A 15,360-nucleotide genomic window follows, 5' to 3' on the forward strand; every position below is an offset into this window, starting at 1 on the left:
CATCATCCAATAAATTGACAGTAAGGTTATCTAAAAGATAAAATAGCAACAGAAAAGCCAAAATGGAATAGGGGTAAACATTTAAAATGAGATTTTTTCAAAGGAGTATTGCAGTTTTAAGTATAACCACAATCAGTATGATTGGTAGTATTGCTATTAATAGTTATGCTGAGACAACTTTATTGAAAGAAGAATTAAAAATAAAAGGATATTTGTTTTCTTTTAGATTAAAAAGTTTTAAAAAAACAGAAGATGCTTTTAACTTTATAAAAAAGCTGCCCTTTGAAGTAAGAAAGAGCTGCTTTATATTTGAAAACACCAGCGGAGAATTTGAAGTAAGATGCTTCCTCTTTAAAAGTAAGAAAGCCCTGAATGCAAAGCGGAAACTTCTTGAAAAGTTTAGATTAAACTACAAAGAAGTTAAAACCCCAGATATTTTTCTTTATTCATACCAATTAATAACTACCAGCGATAAAAAGAGAGCAGAGAAATTTTTAAACAGTTTACCTGAAGTATTAAGAAAACAGGCTTCCATATATAAAACCGATAGTGGCTTTTACACTGTAAGAATCTTTTTAAGCGAAACACCTAAAGAAGTAAAGAAAAAAATAAAGCTGTTTGCAAATCTCATTAAAAGATATAAAGGCACAATAGTTCCAACATCCCCTATAAAAGTAAGAAAAAAACCTCCAGCACAAAAACAGTATAAAGAGAAAACCACTCCAAAAGAAGAAACAAAGCAAATAGTAGTAATTAAAAAGAAAAGCAATAAAACCGCAGAAGTTGTAATAAAAGCATTCCCTACAATGGTAGCAACACCTGAAGAAAGAAGAAAAAAAACACTGAAGCTAAAACCTTTAAGTGAAAAAGAAATAAAATCTGAAGAAATTTCTTTCATTAAAAAGCAGAAAGAGGAAGAAAAAGTCCTGAAAAAGAAACTCAAAATGATAATAGAAGAATCTCAGAAGCTTAAACGCAAAGAAAAGGAAAAGAAGAAAACAGAAATATTAACTAAAAAAGAAAAAAAAGTAAAAATAGTTATCCCCAAAAAAGAGCCCTTTAAAACCGGAGAAATAAAATTCAAACCTATATTTCCACAAATAGACAGAAATATACTTTTTTCTGCATACTGGAATTACGGAACAAACATAAAGGACGGAACCTCCTCTTCTTTTATAAACGAAGGCTACTCTCTATCTTTACCAGGCGAGATAACAGATGGAATAAAATATTCCTTTTCTCTTACTTACTCTAAATTTTATCCCGATGATAACACATGGCAGTCAACAGTAAGACCATATTTAAGCACAAGACTGAGTAACGATATATTTACTCTTTCCTCTTCCGTCGGACTGACCAAAACCGAAAGTTCAGAGGGACGAAACGATAAAGCAACAAACTACAATGTAAACTTTTCATCAGGATGGAATCCTAAATATCCCTATTTATCAATAAATTTAAGCAAGAACAAAAGCCTATCCAACACCACAGACTCTGAAAGTAACAGTCAAAGAGTTTCTACAGGATACACATACAAAAACAGAATAGGAATCACCTACTCATTCTCCCATTCTAAGAACACCGACTACATAAGGGACACTTTTAATGAAAACACAAATCACAACATCGGTATATTTGGAAAACGCTCTTTTCTAAACGGTAAAGTATTTGTTTCTGTATCTGAAAACCTTTATTTTTCAAACAACCGTTATTCAGTTAAAATTGTTGAAGGAAACTACTACTCAAAAATAATAGACGTATCAGGTTTAAGCGGTGTAGATTCAACTCCTATAACAAGTTCCTTAACCCCCAATGCCCTTCTTACAGACGGTGATTACAACACATCAGCTGGAGTTAATCTCCAAACCCCGTATGAAAATATCGCAATAGAAACAAATTACAACCCTGTAGATATGATTCTTGTCTATATTGGAGGAAATCTCACAGATACAGATATCTCCACATTTGTTTGGGATATTTATACAAGTAATGACGGGAACGTATGGACACTCATATCAACAAACGCTCCTTTCACTTATGACAACCAGACAAAAATCATTCAATTTTTACTTCCAACAACAATAACCACAAACTATATAAAGCTTGTATTGAAAATAACTGCTGCTGCAAACACAGGATATGTAACAGAAATTGAGGCATACAAAAAAACAACAGCTATAAACACTGATACTGTGGAAAGCTCCACTTATGGAGACACAACAAGAGCCAATATTAGACTGCAGCTACCTTATAAACTTGCCTACTTCTTAAACTACGAAAGGACATCAAGAGAAGGAGAAGAGTTTACATCAAAAATAACAAACAATCTTTCAAGAAACTGGAAATACAGATATTATCTTATAAACGCTGGAATCAGCAGAACAGACAGCTTTATGAAAGACCAGGAAAAAAGAACCTCTCAATCGGTAAATTTAAATCTTAAAGCCACTCCCCTTCACACACTTTCATGGAGAGCTGGAGCAAGTTATACAGAAAACTTTATCGGTTCTGAAAAAACAACATCGGCTATAACTTTAACTTCCGGTGTAAATGCAAGGCTTTTCACAGGCCTCAACACAGAAATTTCAGGAACAGCTACACATGCAACAAATGAGATAACAGGAACTTCAGACACAGCATATAGCCTAAGAGTAAGTGCCAATGCAAAACTCTATCCCACATTAAGTGCATCTGCATCGGTGCAACATAACGTTGCAACTGAAACAACAGATATTATATCTCTATCATCCACATGGACACCCTCAGATATACTAAGACTTACAGTTTCTCAAGGTTTTGTTTTGATAACAAATGGGGAAAACACTTCAAGTACAAGTGCTAATATCTCCATTGTTCCAAGAGGTGGAGATATCAAATATAACTTTGGGATTAGCTCTTCAAACGGAAACACCAACTACAGAGGAAGTATCTACTGGCAGATCAGTGACTATTTTGTAACAAACGGATATGTTAAGTATGAAGATTCTTCAAAAACAACAACTGCAGGAGTTAATCTAAACGCAAGATGGTAAAAGTTGAAAACGCAAGGCTTTTAGCCCTGCGTGGAAAGCTCTTTTTCAAGCTGTGCAACAGCTTTGGCAATTCTTGACATTCTTCTTGCAGCCTCGTTTTTATGAATAACACCCCTTGCTGCAGCCCTTTCAATATATTTCATAGCCACTTTCAACTGCTCTTTTGCAAGCTCAAGGTTTTTCTCTTCAACAGCTGCTAAAACTTTCTTTGACTCTGTTTTAAGTCTTCTAATATAGTATCTATTTCTTTGCCTTCTCTTCACATTCTGACGAAGACGTTTCTTGGCTGACTTAATATTTGGCATTAAAACCACCTCCTCACAATTAAGGTTTAAGTTGCAGTGTCAAAGTTTATAGCAAAAAGACCTACTTTTCAACCTCACTATATTCCTTTTAAAGTTTTTTTACAATTTCAAACTCCGCCTTCCTCCCTTCAATATCAACAGCCACAAGCTTTACAAGAACTCTATCTCCTATCCTGAAAATCGTTCTTGTTCGCTCTCCTATCAAACAGTACTGTTTTGGAATACACAGATAATAGTCATTTTTTAAAGCGGAAACATGAACAAAACCAGGTATTAAAGACTCAACTGTCTCCACAAAAAGCCCCTGCTCATTAACACCTGTTATTATACCTTCAAAAACTTCTCCTATATGCTTTGCAGCATATTGCAACTGTTTCAACTGAACCACATCCCTTTCTGCTTCATCAGCGTTTATAGACCGCTCTGTTATATGTTTACAAACCTTTTCAAGTTTCTCTTCCCACAAAGGGATATTGTCAGCATTAAACTCACCCTTAAGGGCCATCTTTAAAAGTCTGTGAAGCTGAAGATCTGCATACCTTCTAATAGGAGAAGTAAAGTGAGTGTAGCAGGTAGATGCAAGACCGAAATGTCCAATGTTATCAGGCGAATACTTTGCTCTTGCCATTGTCCTAAGCATAAGATAATTAACAAGTTTCTCTTCAGGTTTCCCTTCCACCTGCTCAAGAATTTTCTGGAGAATTTTCGGCTGAATGTCGTTTTTTATGTTAGGAGTCCTGACTCCTAAAGACCTTACAAAGTTTAAAAACTCAGACAATTTCTCCCTGTCCGGAGATTCATGAACTCTGTACACAGACGGATAATCAGCCCAGAACATAAACTCAGCAACCGTTTCATTGGCAACAATCATAAACTCCTCTATAAGCCTGTGGGACCACAACCTGTCAGCTTTATATATATCTACAGGCTCTCCTTCCATATTAAGAACAACAACCGGTTCAGGAAGGTCAAAATCTATACTTCCCCTTTTATGTCTCTTTTTATAAAGTATTTGAGCAAGTTCATACATACTGCTTAAAGATTCCACAACGTGAGGGAACTTTTTCCTGGCTTCTTCATCTCCATCAATTATCCTTTGAGCAATGATGTAGGTAAGTCTCGCTTTGCTGTGAATAACACTTTCATAAATCTTATAATCAACAACATTCCCGTGCTTATTTATAATCATCTCACAGGTAAATGTGAGTCTGTCCACAGCAGGATTTAAAGAACATATACCGTTTGAAAGCCTTTCTGGAAGCATCGGAATACATCTATCTGGAAAATAAACACTTGTTCCGCGGCTGTAAGCTTCTCTGTCAAGAGCAGAACCTGGTTTTACATAGTGGGTAACATCCGCTATATGAACAAAAAGCTTATAATTTCCATCTGGAAGCTTCTCTATAGCCACAGCATCATCAAAATCTCTTGCCGTTTCACCATCTATAGTAAATGTTAACTGTTCTCTTAAGTCAACCCTTCCTTTTAAGTCTTCCTCTTTAACTTCTATAGGTATTCTATCCGCTTCCTCCAGAACTTCAGGTGGAAATTCTACCGGAAGATCATACTTTCTTATTATCAGCTCTATATCAAGCTTGGGGCCTTCCTTACCTAAATTCTCAACCACTTTACCAACAGGAGACCGCGTTTCTGAAGGGTAGGAAACTATCTCCGCAACAACATAATCCCCATCCTCAACTTTATCAAAATCTTCAGATGTAAGAACAACATCATACCTAACCCTTTTATCCTCAGGAACGACAAAGGCATGTTTTTTAAACTTCTCAACCCTACCAACCACTTTTCTAACAGCCCTTTCAACTACCGAAACTATTTTTCCCTCTTTTTTCCCATCCTTTGTTTCCTTAACAATCTGAACAGCAACAATATCACCGTTCATAGCTCCGGCCATATTTCTGCCGGGAACAAAAATTCCCTTTCCGCCGTTTAAAGGATCAACAAATCCAAAACCATTTCTATACACACAAAGCTTTCCTACCATAAGGTTGAGCTTTTCAGGAAGGGCATACTTTGCACCTTTCAGCTTTACAACTTTCCCTTCTTTAGCCATCTCCTTAAGCTTTTCTCTTAAAAGCTCTCTACTTTCAGGGGGAATACCTAAAAACTTGGCAATCTCCCTCGCTTTAAGAGGTTTATTAAGTTTATGTAAAGCTTCAAATATCATATCTTCTCTAATTTCCATGTAGTTTCCTCCTCAATCCGGTTTCAAAACCTCTTTCTCTATTTTTTCATCATCAATCTTCTTCTCACACGGAACCGTTGCAAGAAGTATAAGAAACTCTTTATTTCCCTTGGGCCCTCTTGGAGACGAAAGAACAAGGTCAGCGGGATAAAGCCCTATCTCTTTTGAAAAATCAACTATCTTCTTTATCGCCTTTCTATGAAGTTGGGGATCTTTTATAACACCCTTTCCCCTATCCACCTCCTTTTTTGAAAGCTCAAACTGAGGCTTTATAAGGGCAATTATCAATCCATTATCTTTTAAAAATTGTTTAACAACAGGTAAAATCTTCGTAAGTGAAATAAAGGAAACATCAATCACAACAAGGTCAACCTTTTCAGGTATCTCTTTTTCTGTTAAATATCTCGCATTAAACTGCTCCATTAACACAACTCTATCATCATTTCTTAACTTCCAGTCAAGCTGCCCCCTGCCAACATCAACAGCGTAAACCTTTTTTGCGCCCTTTTTAAGAAGGCAATCGGTAAATCCGCCTGTTGAAGCCCCAACATCAAGACACACAAAACCTTCAGGGTTTATATCAAATGTGTTAAGTGCCGTTTCAAGCTTTAATCCTCCCCTTGAAACATAAGGAATATCTCCCCCTTTTAGCTCTATACTGGCTTCACAATTTACCTTAACACCGCATTTGTCCACAATCTCACCGTCAACCTTAACTTTTCCAGCCATTATAAGAGCTTTTGCCCTTTCCCTACTTTTTACAATTCCCCTATCAACAAGAAGTTTATCAAGCCTTTCCTTTTTCATAGAACTTTCACCACTCTGGTATATAAAAACATTCCAAAAACCGTAGCACAAAGACAGAGAAAAACGTTTAAAAGAATATTTAAAACAGCCTGAACAACCAATCCTTCCTGAAAAAGTGAAACAGTTTCATAACTAAATGAAGAAAAGGTTGTTAAAGCCCCCAGAAAACCGGTAATAAAAAATCCCTTCCATTCAGGTGCTATTAAATCCTGGAACAGCATGGCCAAAATCCCTATAATAAAACTACCCAGAACATTTACAGTAAGAGTTCCAACCGGAAACATTCCGCCAGCCGCCCGCTGCACAGCACCTGCAATAAGAAAACGACAGATAGCACCTATAAATCCGCCAGCTCCGATATAAAAAAGAATCATTTTATTTCAACCTCTTCAAGCAGTTTATCTGTTATAACTTCTATAGCTCTCTGCCTTGCCTGGTCAAAGTCTATGTTGTCTATTATAGGTATATTGTTCTCTTTAGCAACAGAATAAAGATAATCCTGAATTAAGCGGATTGACTTAAAATTCTTCAGATATTTCTTACTGGTTCTCTGAGAAATCTTCTCTCTGGTTTTAAACCTGCTTTTATGAATCTCCTCATCAAGAGTGGTAATAAGAATAGGGATAAGATGAGCTTTCTTTGCCTCTGAACCATCGGTTAAAGCTCCGGGAATAAGATGAATACCCTCAACTATAAGGCTAACATTTTCTTTTATAGCTCTACCAACAACTGCCTGAACACCTGTAAGCACTTTTTCAGACTGGTCAAGAAAGCCATAAATTATCTTCTCCTTTTTCGGCATACTTCCAAACTTATAAATAACCTTTCCAGCCTCATAACTTGAAACGTGAATGGAAGGAACAAGCTCCCTTGAAATCATCTTTCTCATAACTTCCCTGACAGCATCTGTTGAAACCATTCTGTTTATGTCAAAGATTGTTGCAAGCTCAGCAGCAAGTTTTGATTTGCCAACTCCTGTAGCTCCTGATATCAAAATAATTATTGGTTTTTTAAAGTTTTTTATCTTCCGCCACACTATATAACGGGCAGCCATCTCCTTTCCGTAACGCTCTGTAAGTATCCGTTCAACAAACTTTCTTATATCACTTCTTTTAACAGTCTGTTTTCCTGCAAGTCTTAAAGCTTTTTCAACACTTCTTGCTATCTGAAAAGCTTCTGAAGGTTCAAGCCCGGCACTACGAATGGAGTTGGCAAGTATCCCTTTGGAAAAAGGAACTGAAGTTCTTCCATCATCTTCCTCAACCAGAATCTCCTTATTCTTTATATAGTTTTTATACTTCCGCCCTATCTCCTTCCCAAACCTTTTTTTAAGCTCTTTATAAACTCTATCTGAAAGTTCTGATAAGGTTATTTCATCCTTAAAGCTTTTGGCTATTTTATCTGCAATTTGATACGCATCATCTATACAAAGACCTACTTTCATCAAAGACTTAACAAGTACGCCCCTTGAAAAAGGATATTTTTCCCCTGCTTCATCAATAACATACTTTCTTTTTTTCTTCACACACCCTCCAAATTCATCTCCCAGCTTTATTGTAATATTTTTTCATTTTATTTAAATGTTCTCTATAAGTTTTTGAAAAAATATGCCGACCGTTAACAGCAAAAAAATACAGATAATCTGTCTTTTCTGGAAACATAGCTGCTACAATTGAATCAATACCGGGATTGCAGATAGGTGTCGGTGGTAAGCCTTTATAAATATAGGTATTATAAACAGACCTGCTTTTTCTAATATCACTACCTTTTAAAGTATCAAGTTTCTTCCCTTCCATTCTATAACCGTATATGACAGTTGGATCACACTGAAGTGGCATACCTTTTATAAGGCGTCTGTATATAATTCCTGCTATTTTTGGTCTTTCCTCTTTCAAGGCGGTTTCTCTCTCAACAATAGATGCAACATTCACTATTTTCTCAATTGTAACGTTCCCTAACGCTTTTTTCACAATTTTCGGCGGCGAATAGTTTTTAAATAAAGGAATTACTCTCTTTTCAAAATTCCTATACATCACTTTTATCACTGCCTCACAGGACTCTCTTTCGGCAAAGTAATAGGTGTCTGGAAAAAGAAACCCCTCCAAACTTTCCGATTTTATGCCAAAAGTTTCTACGAAAGTTTTATTAAACGCAAGTTTTAAAAATCTATCTTCACTACAAAATCCTTTCTCCTCCACCACATTTGCAATATCAAAAACGCTATATCCTTCGGGAATTGTAATTTTCACAAGTGTTAATTGACCTTTTCTCAAAATATCAATAACATCTTTATCCGAATATGCCCCATTTATTCTGTATTTCCCGGCTTTAAATTTAATATCTTCAAACCTTACAACTATATCGGTAAAAATAGAACCTGAAAATCCCCCTTCCTCCTTAAGTTTTTTAATAACAAAACCAACAGTTTCTCCCTCTTTTACTTCAAATTCAAGATTGATGTTCCTTTTTTTGTAAAAAGAGCTTAAATCAACAATTAAAAATGCAAGAAAAACAAAAAGAATAGAAACAGTAAGTTTTTTCAAGTTTTAACCTCTTTTTCTCAAAACACTTACAACATAGAAGAATCTCTGGAAAGCTGTAAAATTGGAAAGAACTGCAAGAACAACAAGCATGTAGTCTACAAATCCAAAAAATAGAGCAAAAAGGATTATAAAAAATCTTTCTGGTCTCTCCAGTAAACCAACTTTACACTCAACACCTAAAGATTCAGCCCTGGCCTTTGCATAACTTGTAGCAAAAGAACCCACAATTGAAAAGAGAGAAAGAAATGCCATCACAATGTCCATCTTTTCAAACGCAAAAAGCACAAACCCGGCAAGGGGAAAAAAATCTGCATATCTGTCAAAGAATGAATCCATAAAGGCACCTGCAGCGGTAACCCTTCCCTTAACCCTTGCAAGAATACCATCAAGCATATCACAGGCACCGGCAAAAAGGAAAATGATACCTGCAACAAAAAACATCTCTTTGTAAATCAATACACCGGTTATCAGAGAAAGAAAAAAACCTAAAATTGTAAGGATATCCGGTGTTATGCCGATAGTATCAAAAGCTTCAGCTAACGGAGTAAAAAATTTTTGAACTTTTACTTTTAAATTTGAAGAACTTATCATATCTTCCGCCTGAAGAAAGTTTTTGAAATTATACCCTTTCAGGGGAAGAGATGACGATGCCTTCGGTAATCACCTTGAAAATAATATCCTCTACACAGCTGACATCGTGATCAATACTACCCTTTGCTTCAGAATATACAAGATTCCTTATAGCCCCCGAAACTATCAGCATAACGATCTTACTATCAAAATTTTTAAAAACACCCTCTTCTTTGCCTCTATCAAGTATCTTCGCAAGCTCCGAAACAAAGTTGTCATACCATGAAGAAAGCCCAAACTTCTCAAGATCAGCAACAGAAAGACTGCCAATATCTTGAAGGAAAAACTTAAAAAAGTCTTTATTCTCTTCAAAAAACGAAAACGCCTCGTGAATATATGATTTAAGAGCTTCAATTGGAGATTTATTTGAAATAGCTGAAAAGATCCTTTTCTCCATCTCAAACAGCTTTAACCTTACAACTTCACGATAAAGTTCCTCTTTACTTTTGAAAAACTTGTAAATTGTCCCGACAGCCACTCCCGCCTCAAACGCTATCATCGCAACCTTTGCCTCATGATAACCGTATCGGGAAAAGATCTTCTCAGCCGCCCTTAAAATTGAATCTTTCACCTGCTTATCTCCTGTTTCAGGTTCCATTAAAAATAAATTATACCTGAAACAGGCTTATTTCACATCTACCTTTCCAAGCTCACAGGAACGGCAAACAACTATACAACCACTTTCTTCAACAATTACCTCAAACAGATCATCGCCAAACGCAGGAGCATATCCCAGAAATCTTACTATGTAGCCTGTGTCCCCCTTTCTGGCAATAATATCTCCCCTTCTCATCCACGGATATGTTCCATCATTTTTAATATCTTTCAAAAACTTAACTGCATCCCCCGGAGAAAATCCAACAAGGACAGAAAGTATGTCGTAAGGATCTTTTTCCATGATAACCCCCTCTAAAACGAAACACCTGTCAAACTTTCAAGCCTATTTTTTAACCTCTTTATAACCCTATCGTCAGGATCAAACTCAAGAATCTTATTCATATAAACTAAACTTTCCAGAAACTTTCCAAGTTTCATTTTTACAATAGCGAGTTCTCTAACAGCCTGAAAAAATTTGGTTTCCTCATAGCTAAAGGAAAGAAACGAAACGTCAGAAATTGAAGGCTTTCCCCACCTCTTTAAAAAAAGGTTCAAAGCCTTTTCAAGATAATCTTCCGCCTTTTCAAGCTCCCCCTTATAGGAATAAAATCTACCTGCAAAAACGAAAATTTCCGGCTCTTTTTCAGATTTTAAAAGCTCCTTTATTTCCTTCTCGTTTACCGTTTCAAATTCCATTTTACACCTCTTCAAGGGTTATACAATTTCTCGGACACACCTTTTCACACGCCTCACAACCTCTACAATCTCCATCATTTGCTATAGACATAACAGTCCTCGGGTCGTCATCCTCATTATCATCAATAAAGTAGGGCTCAAACACATCAGCAGGACATGCCTTATAGCACCTGGCACAACCCATACACTCATCCTGATCAAGGTCAACAATAAATCTCTGCACCCATTCTCCACCAGACTTTGTAACAGCAACACTCATATCTAAAACCTCCTTTTTCATAAACTGAAGGGGGATATTCCCCCCTTTTTAAACAGCCTCTTCGCCTCTTTTTCCGGTTCTTATCTGAATAGCTTCCTCTATTGGACAGATGAAAATTTTCCCGTCACCCATTTTACCTGTGTGATTTACTTTTATAATTACAGCTGCAACCTTTTCAGCATCAGCATACGTTGGAACAACAACAGAGATAAGCTTTTTTGGGAGCCAGGGAACAGGCCTTGTAATAGTACTATCAGATTCAAGGGCGTATTTCGGGTCTGTCGGAACAAGATGCTTTGCCGCAGTACAGTAAGTAGCTGCTATCTTATCCTTTTCGTCTGCAAGGTATGGGTCAACATCTATCATGTCACAGGTTAAACCGCCCTGCTTCCCTCTTCCTTCAACGGGAATTATTGTCATGGCAGGATACCCCGCCTCTTCAAGCGCCCTTTTAGTTTCAGCAGCATAACCGGGACGAATAACAGCTATAACCTCTTTCATTTCCTTCCTCCTTAAAGCTCTTTCTTACCAGAACTAACAGTGTAAACGGTATCAACAGGTGCTATGAAAATCTTTCCATCTCCCGGCTTCCCTGTTCTTGCCTTTTCCATTATGATGTCACACACCTTCTCCACATCTTCATCCCTTACAACAATCATAATCAGAAGCTTTGGAAGTTCATCGTAAACCATACCTTCTGCCACAAGTCCTTTCTGCTTTCCCCTTCCATGAACAGGAATCTTTGTTGCTGCTGCAAAACCTGCCGCCTCAAGGGCAAACATTACGTCATTCTCTTTCTCCCTTCTGATAATAGCCTTCACCATCTTCATCCTCTTTACCTCCTCATCTTTATTTGTCAAAGTGTGTTAAGCTCTTCTTCCTCAAGAATTTTCTTTATCATCGGCGGGGGATTTGTCCTGAGATGTTCAATCAGTTCCTCAAGCATCTCCCCTATCTCCCTTTCATGCCTCATCCAGACGGTAAAAATACCTCTGTTTAAAAGCCTCGCTTTTGAGGTTCTTGGAATGTGAGAACAGAAAACCATCTTGCAATCTGAAATCGCATCTATCCTTACATCTATCTCGTCAGAATCAAGCACAACTTTCACCTGTTCAGGCTCCCTAACCTCAACAAATTTCACTCCTTTAAGGGTTATATCGTAAATCATGAAATACTTTGATTTATTAAAATTTCCATCAACAAACTCCATCGTTTTGGTGCAAAGAGCTATCCTCATGGCCTCCCCCCTTTAACAACAAAAGGTTTTTCTATGTAGCGAGAAAGCATTTCGTTTGAAATTTCAAAAAGAAAATCGGTAATACCCCGATAACAAACTTTTCTTTTTTGCGAATACCCAACTCTGTCGTAAACAGGAAAATCAACCCTTATAAGAGGAATTCCTGACTTCTCCTCAACAAGATGAAGATGGCTGGAACCAAAAATTATGTGAGGATTTTCCTCCATACATAGATTTTCAAAATCTTCCATATCTCCAACAACGACCTTATCAGCCGGCACTTCTGAAAGCTCATCTCCATACTCTGAAGAAACTGCAGCTACAACTTTACCTCCCACAGAGTGTAAGAAATCGGAAATCTGATAAACAACTTCTGGAATACCTGCAACGCCGAACCTTTTACAGTTAAGATAAAAATGGGTATCTGCAAGAGCATCCTGCATAATCTCCCTGTCCCGTTTTATAGTTTCAGGAATAAATCCTTTTATGAGATAAAGAAGCTCTGCAAGTCTATCCACCTCTCTGAAATTTGAAAGGGAGGGAAAATGCTCAAAAGGAATCCCACATTTTTCTTTTAAAAGTTTTGCTGAAGTGATTGTGGAAGTTCCAACAGCTATTGTAAGAAAAGCACTACCAGCCCTTTCAAGCTCTTTTAGAGAAACTCCACCGATAGTATAGGGATAGTAAATGCCCTGATACATCTTTCCTATCAAGGAATCTGCTAAATCCGGTATCACAATAACATCAAAACCAAAAGATGAGATAAATCTCTTTATCTCATCAATATCTCCCGGTGTTAAGGAAGCACCACAAAGCAGTGTTATAAGATTTGGATCTTTCCTTTCAACGGGTTTAACAAAGTTATCTATTATGGCGTAAAGAGCTTTCTCAAATCCAAACTGAAGGCCTCCTTCAAAATCTGGAGTTGAAATGAAAAAAACAGGGAAAGATGCAAACTCTGGATTTTCAAGTTTAAACTCTTTTAATGAAGCTTCTACATCATCGCCGCGGCACTCAACCATTCCGGAAGTTAAAACAGCAATTATTTCAGGAACGGGATTACTATTCAAAAGATTCTTGATAGAAGCTTTCACAGTATCTGTTCCAAACACAACTTCAGTTTCCTGAAGGGCTGTATTTGTTATGGGAACAGGCTCTTTAAAGTGCTCTATCAGTATGGTTTTAGGATACGCAGAGCACCCTTGCGCTCCGTGAACAACAACCATAACGCCTTTAAGTCCGTAACAGCAGATAGCAGCACCTATGGAAGGGCTCTTTTTAAGAGAATTGACACTAACAGGTTTATCACTAAAAACCACCTCTGCCATCACTTCTCTCCCCAGACAGATATACACTCAGAAGTTCCGCAATCGTGCGGTTCTGCCTCTTTCAGTTCTCCGTTCATAAACTTTTCAAGGGCTTCCCCTACTGTTTGAACTCCTTTAACCTCATAAGGAGTAATTCCAAGGGACTTCATATAGTTAAATCCTGCAGTGGCAACATGATCAACAAGAACAGCATTAACCCCCTCTTTTGCAAGATGTTCTATCCTTTCCCTTCCTTTTACTTTTTCAACTTCACAGGGAGAGTAAAATATGACTGTAACTTTTCTTTTCTCCTGTGTATCAAAAATCAGATAACACGGTGCAAGCCCAAACTTATCAAAAAACTGCGACTTAAGGGTTTCCCATTTTGAAGGAACTGCCACCTTCATCTTTCACCTCCGTTTAAATAGAAAGGTTTCTCTTTTAGATACCTCCACACAGGAGACGTTATTGTTATCTCAAGCTGCCTTCCAAACTCTATAAGTCCATCATAACCGGCGTAAGCGTAAAACCGCTCCTGGTTTATATGGAGGTAGGGGATTTTTGATTTAAGTGAGGGGTACATATTTCTACCGCCTGCTATAAGAACATCCGCTCCAAACTCAAAGCACAATTCATGCAGTTTTCTCGCACCTATCTGGCCAACAAGTCTTTCCTTTCCTATAAGCTTTTTTATCTTTTCCCTCTCTTCTGCAGTGCTTTTTCTCCCGCTGCTTAAAACAACCTCAATACCAAAATCCCTTAAAAGCTCTATTCCTGACCAGCTTTTGTGTCCCCCTGTATAAAGAACAGCTCTTTTTCCTTTTAAAACAGTCTTTAATCTTTCAAACTCCGGTTTTATCCTTTCGTTTTCCTCTTCAATAACTTTTTCAACCTTTTCCGATAATTTTTCACTTTTAAAAGCTTTTGCTATTTTTCTTAGTGAGTTTTCTATAGGTGTTTTTCCGTAAAATGAAACCTGAACGAAGGGAATTCCGTATCTTTCTTCCATATATTCTGCAAGGTTAATCATCGCCTGAGAACAGAAAACAACATTCAATTTTGCCCTGTGAGCGGTTGCAATCTCATCCATTCTCCCATCACCTGTAATGGTTGAAAGCACCCTTATCCCGCACTTTTTAAACAGCGGAAGAATATTAAAAAGGTCACCGGCTACGTTAAATTCTCCTATCAGGTTAATATCAAAGGGAGTTGTATAGTCTGGCTCCTTCTTTCCTATCACATAATCAAAAAGAACTTTTGCTGCAATTCTTGTGCCTAAATTTTTTGCACCTATAAAGCCTGGAGAATCAACGGGAATAACCGGTATTCCAAGTTCTTTTGATTTTCTATTACATAAATCAAAAATGTTCTCCCCTGTCATTGCGGGAATACAGGTGTTATAAACAAAAATACCTTTCGGTTTATAGTTTTTAAAAATGTATTCAATCCCCCTTTCAAGCTTTTCAAGGCTACCAAAAACTATCTCTTCATTTGTAAGATCAGTTGAAAAAGCATTTATATAAAGGTCACTGCCTGAACTTTTTGATTTTCTTCCCTCAAAACCGTTTACCGCACACCCTATAGCTCCATGGAAAAGGTGAGCCGCATCTGTTATTGGAACAAGCGTTATCTTCGCTCCGTCAAAAGCACACCCACCAGCGGCCTTTCCAGGAACAGGTTTTTTTGAAAGAACTTTCATTCCTACCTTTTCTCTCATCTTTATCCCCACTTAAGCATTAAAGAG

General features: G+C 37.2%; 18 protein-coding genes. 1 reads left to right on the forward strand and 17 read right to left on the reverse strand.

Annotated features, from left to right (window positions below):
• Nucleotides 1-86 precede the first annotated feature (86 nt).
• Entirely contained in the window at nt 87-3,032 is a 2,946-nt protein-coding gene (locus tag CHB58_RS08995) for a discoidin domain-containing protein (RefSeq protein WP_219350069.1), read from the forward strand.
• A 20-nt stretch (nt 3,033-3,052) separates the two neighbouring features.
• Here CHB58_RS08995 and rpsT read toward each other — a convergent pair whose 3' ends face one another.
• From rpsT to nifE, 17 genes are all read right to left on the reverse strand, one after another.
• Nucleotides 3,053-3,337: a 30S ribosomal protein S20 gene (gene rpsT, locus CHB58_RS04005; protein WP_089322824.1), complete on the reverse strand. Its 285-nt coding sequence runs from the start codon at nt 3,335-3,337 to the stop codon at nt 3,053-3,055.
• Between the two features lie 88 nt (nt 3,338-3,425).
• Nucleotides 3,426-5,540 (reverse strand): ribonuclease R, encoded by a 2,115-nt coding sequence (gene rnr, locus CHB58_RS04010; RefSeq protein WP_089322825.1) that lies wholly within the window; start codon nt 5,538-5,540, stop codon nt 3,426-3,428.
• Between the two features lie 12 nt (nt 5,541-5,552).
• Entirely contained in the window at nt 5,553-6,347 is a 795-nt protein-coding gene (locus CHB58_RS04015; RefSeq protein WP_089322826.1) for a TlyA family RNA methyltransferase, read from the reverse strand.
• On the reverse strand, nt 6,344-6,721 hold the full coding sequence (crcB, locus tag CHB58_RS04020) for a fluoride efflux transporter CrcB (protein ID WP_089322827.1): 378 nt from the start codon (nt 6,719-6,721) through the stop codon (nt 6,344-6,346). The genes CHB58_RS04015 and crcB overlap by 4 nt, the downstream gene beginning before the upstream one ends.
• Nucleotides 6,718-7,872 carry an ATP cone domain-containing protein gene (locus CHB58_RS04025; protein WP_245807332.1) on the reverse strand — a complete coding sequence of 385 codons (1,155 nt, stop codon included), beginning with the start codon at nt 7,870-7,872 and terminating at the stop codon, nt 6,718-6,720. Before CHB58_RS04025 ends, crcB begins: the two co-directional genes overlap by 4 nt.
• A gap of 13 nt (nt 7,873-7,885) precedes the next feature.
• On the reverse strand, nt 7,886-8,890 hold the full coding sequence (mltG, locus tag CHB58_RS04030; protein WP_089322828.1) for an endolytic transglycosylase MltG: 1,005 nt from the start codon (nt 8,888-8,890) through the stop codon (nt 7,886-7,888).
• A 3-nt stretch (nt 8,891-8,893) separates the two neighbouring features.
• Complete coding sequence (locus tag CHB58_RS04035) at nt 8,894-9,481, reverse strand: CDP-alcohol phosphatidyltransferase family protein (RefSeq protein ID WP_089322829.1); 588 nt, start codon at nt 9,479-9,481, stop codon at nt 8,894-8,896.
• 28 nt (nt 9,482-9,509) lie between these two features.
• Nucleotides 9,510-10,091 carry a TetR/AcrR family transcriptional regulator gene (locus tag CHB58_RS04040; RefSeq protein WP_219350070.1) on the reverse strand — a complete coding sequence of 194 codons (582 nt, stop codon included), beginning with the start codon at nt 10,089-10,091 and terminating at the stop codon, nt 9,510-9,512.
• A 54-nt stretch (nt 10,092-10,145) separates the two neighbouring features.
• Nucleotides 10,146-10,418: a nitrogen fixation protein NifZ gene (locus CHB58_RS04045; protein ID WP_089322831.1), complete on the reverse strand. Its 273-nt coding sequence runs from the start codon at nt 10,416-10,418 to the stop codon at nt 10,146-10,148.
• 11 nt (nt 10,419-10,429) lie between these two features.
• Complete coding sequence (locus CHB58_RS04050) at nt 10,430-10,813, reverse strand: tetratricopeptide repeat protein (RefSeq protein WP_089322832.1); 384 nt, start codon at nt 10,811-10,813, stop codon at nt 10,430-10,432.
• A 1-nt stretch (nt 10,814) separates the two neighbouring features.
• On the reverse strand, nt 10,815-11,072 hold the full coding sequence (gene fdxB, locus CHB58_RS04055; protein ID WP_089322833.1) for a ferredoxin III, nif-specific: 258 nt from the start codon (nt 11,070-11,072) through the stop codon (nt 10,815-10,817).
• 48 nt (nt 11,073-11,120) lie between these two features.
• Nucleotides 11,121-11,573, reverse strand: a complete 453-nt coding sequence (locus tag CHB58_RS04060) for a P-II family nitrogen regulator (protein WP_089322834.1) — start codon at nt 11,571-11,573, stop codon at nt 11,121-11,123.
• Nucleotides 11,574-11,584: 11 nt separating this feature from the next.
• Nucleotides 11,585-11,902 carry a P-II family nitrogen regulator gene (locus tag CHB58_RS04065; RefSeq protein ID WP_180706428.1) on the reverse strand — a complete coding sequence of 106 codons (318 nt, stop codon included), beginning with the start codon at nt 11,900-11,902 and terminating at the stop codon, nt 11,585-11,587.
• Between the two features lie 26 nt (nt 11,903-11,928).
• Nucleotides 11,929-12,309 carry a NifB/NifX family molybdenum-iron cluster-binding protein gene (locus CHB58_RS04070; protein WP_089322836.1) on the reverse strand — a complete coding sequence of 127 codons (381 nt, stop codon included), beginning with the start codon at nt 12,307-12,309 and terminating at the stop codon, nt 11,929-11,931.
• Nucleotides 12,306-13,637 carry a nitrogenase iron-molybdenum cofactor biosynthesis protein NifN gene (nifN, locus tag CHB58_RS04075; protein ID WP_089322837.1) on the reverse strand — a complete coding sequence of 444 codons (1,332 nt, stop codon included), beginning with the start codon at nt 13,635-13,637 and terminating at the stop codon, nt 12,306-12,308. Before nifN ends, CHB58_RS04070 begins: the two co-directional genes overlap by 4 nt.
• Entirely contained in the window at nt 13,637-14,023 is a 387-nt protein-coding gene (locus CHB58_RS04080) for a NifB/NifX family molybdenum-iron cluster-binding protein (protein WP_089322838.1), read from the reverse strand. Before CHB58_RS04080 ends, nifN begins: the two co-directional genes overlap by 1 nt.
• Complete coding sequence (nifE, locus tag CHB58_RS04085; protein WP_089322839.1) at nt 14,020-15,333, reverse strand: nitrogenase iron-molybdenum cofactor biosynthesis protein NifE; 1,314 nt, start codon at nt 15,331-15,333, stop codon at nt 14,020-14,022. The genes CHB58_RS04080 and nifE overlap by 4 nt, the downstream gene beginning before the upstream one ends.
• Nucleotides 15,334-15,360 lie beyond the last annotated feature (27 nt).

The sequence above is a fragment of the Desulfurobacterium atlanticum genome (assembly GCF_900188395.1).
GTDB lineage: Bacteria > Aquificota > Aquificia > Desulfurobacteriales > Desulfurobacteriaceae > Desulfurobacterium_A > Desulfurobacterium_A atlanticum.

Excerpts from the sequence above, each read along its gene's own strand:
- CHB58_RS04035 (WP_089322829.1), bottom strand. The coding sequence starts at position 9,481 with ATGATAAGTTCTTCAAATTTAAAAGTAAAAGTTCAAAAATTTTTTACT.
- crcB (WP_089322827.1), bottom strand. The coding sequence starts at position 6,721 with ATGATTCTTTTTTATATCGGAGCTGGCGGATTTATAGGTGCTATCTGT.
- nifN (WP_089322837.1), bottom strand. The coding sequence starts at position 13,637 with ATGGCAGAGGTGGTTTTTAGTGATAAACCTGTTAGTGTCAATTCTCTT.
- fdxB (WP_089322833.1), bottom strand. The coding sequence starts at position 11,072 with ATGAGTGTTGCTGTTACAAAGTCTGGTGGAGAATGGGTGCAGAGATTT.
- CHB58_RS04015 (WP_089322826.1), bottom strand. The coding sequence starts at position 6,347 with ATGAAAAAGGAAAGGCTTGATAAACTTCTTGTTGATAGGGGAATTGTA.
- CHB58_RS04060 (WP_089322834.1), bottom strand. The coding sequence starts at position 11,573 with ATGAAAGAGGTTATAGCTGTTATTCGTCCCGGTTATGCTGCTGAAACT.
- rpsT (WP_089322824.1), bottom strand. The coding sequence starts at position 3,337 with ATGCCAAATATTAAGTCAGCCAAGAAACGTCTTCGTCAGAATGTGAAG.
- CHB58_RS08995 (WP_219350069.1), top strand. The coding sequence starts at position 87 with ATGAGATTTTTTCAAAGGAGTATTGCAGTTTTAAGTATAACCACAATC.
- nifE (WP_089322839.1), bottom strand. The coding sequence starts at position 15,333 with ATGAGAGAAAAGGTAGGAATGAAAGTTCTTTCAAAAAAACCTGTTCCT.
- CHB58_RS04065 (WP_180706428.1), bottom strand. The coding sequence starts at position 11,902 with ATGAAGATGGTGAAGGCTATTATCAGAAGGGAGAAAGAGAATGACGTA.
- CHB58_RS04050 (WP_089322832.1), bottom strand. The coding sequence starts at position 10,813 with ATGGAATTTGAAACGGTAAACGAGAAGGAAATAAAGGAGCTTTTAAAA.
- CHB58_RS04070 (WP_089322836.1), bottom strand. The coding sequence starts at position 12,309 with ATGAGGATAGCTCTTTGCACCAAAACGATGGAGTTTGTTGATGGAAAT.
- rnr (WP_089322825.1), bottom strand. The coding sequence starts at position 5,540 with ATGGAAATTAGAGAAGATATGATATTTGAAGCTTTACATAAACTTAAT.
- CHB58_RS04080 (WP_089322838.1), bottom strand. The coding sequence starts at position 14,023 with ATGAAGGTGGCAGTTCCTTCAAAATGGGAAACCCTTAAGTCGCAGTTT.
- CHB58_RS04045 (WP_089322831.1), bottom strand. The coding sequence starts at position 10,418 with ATGGAAAAAGATCCTTACGACATACTTTCTGTCCTTGTTGGATTTTCT.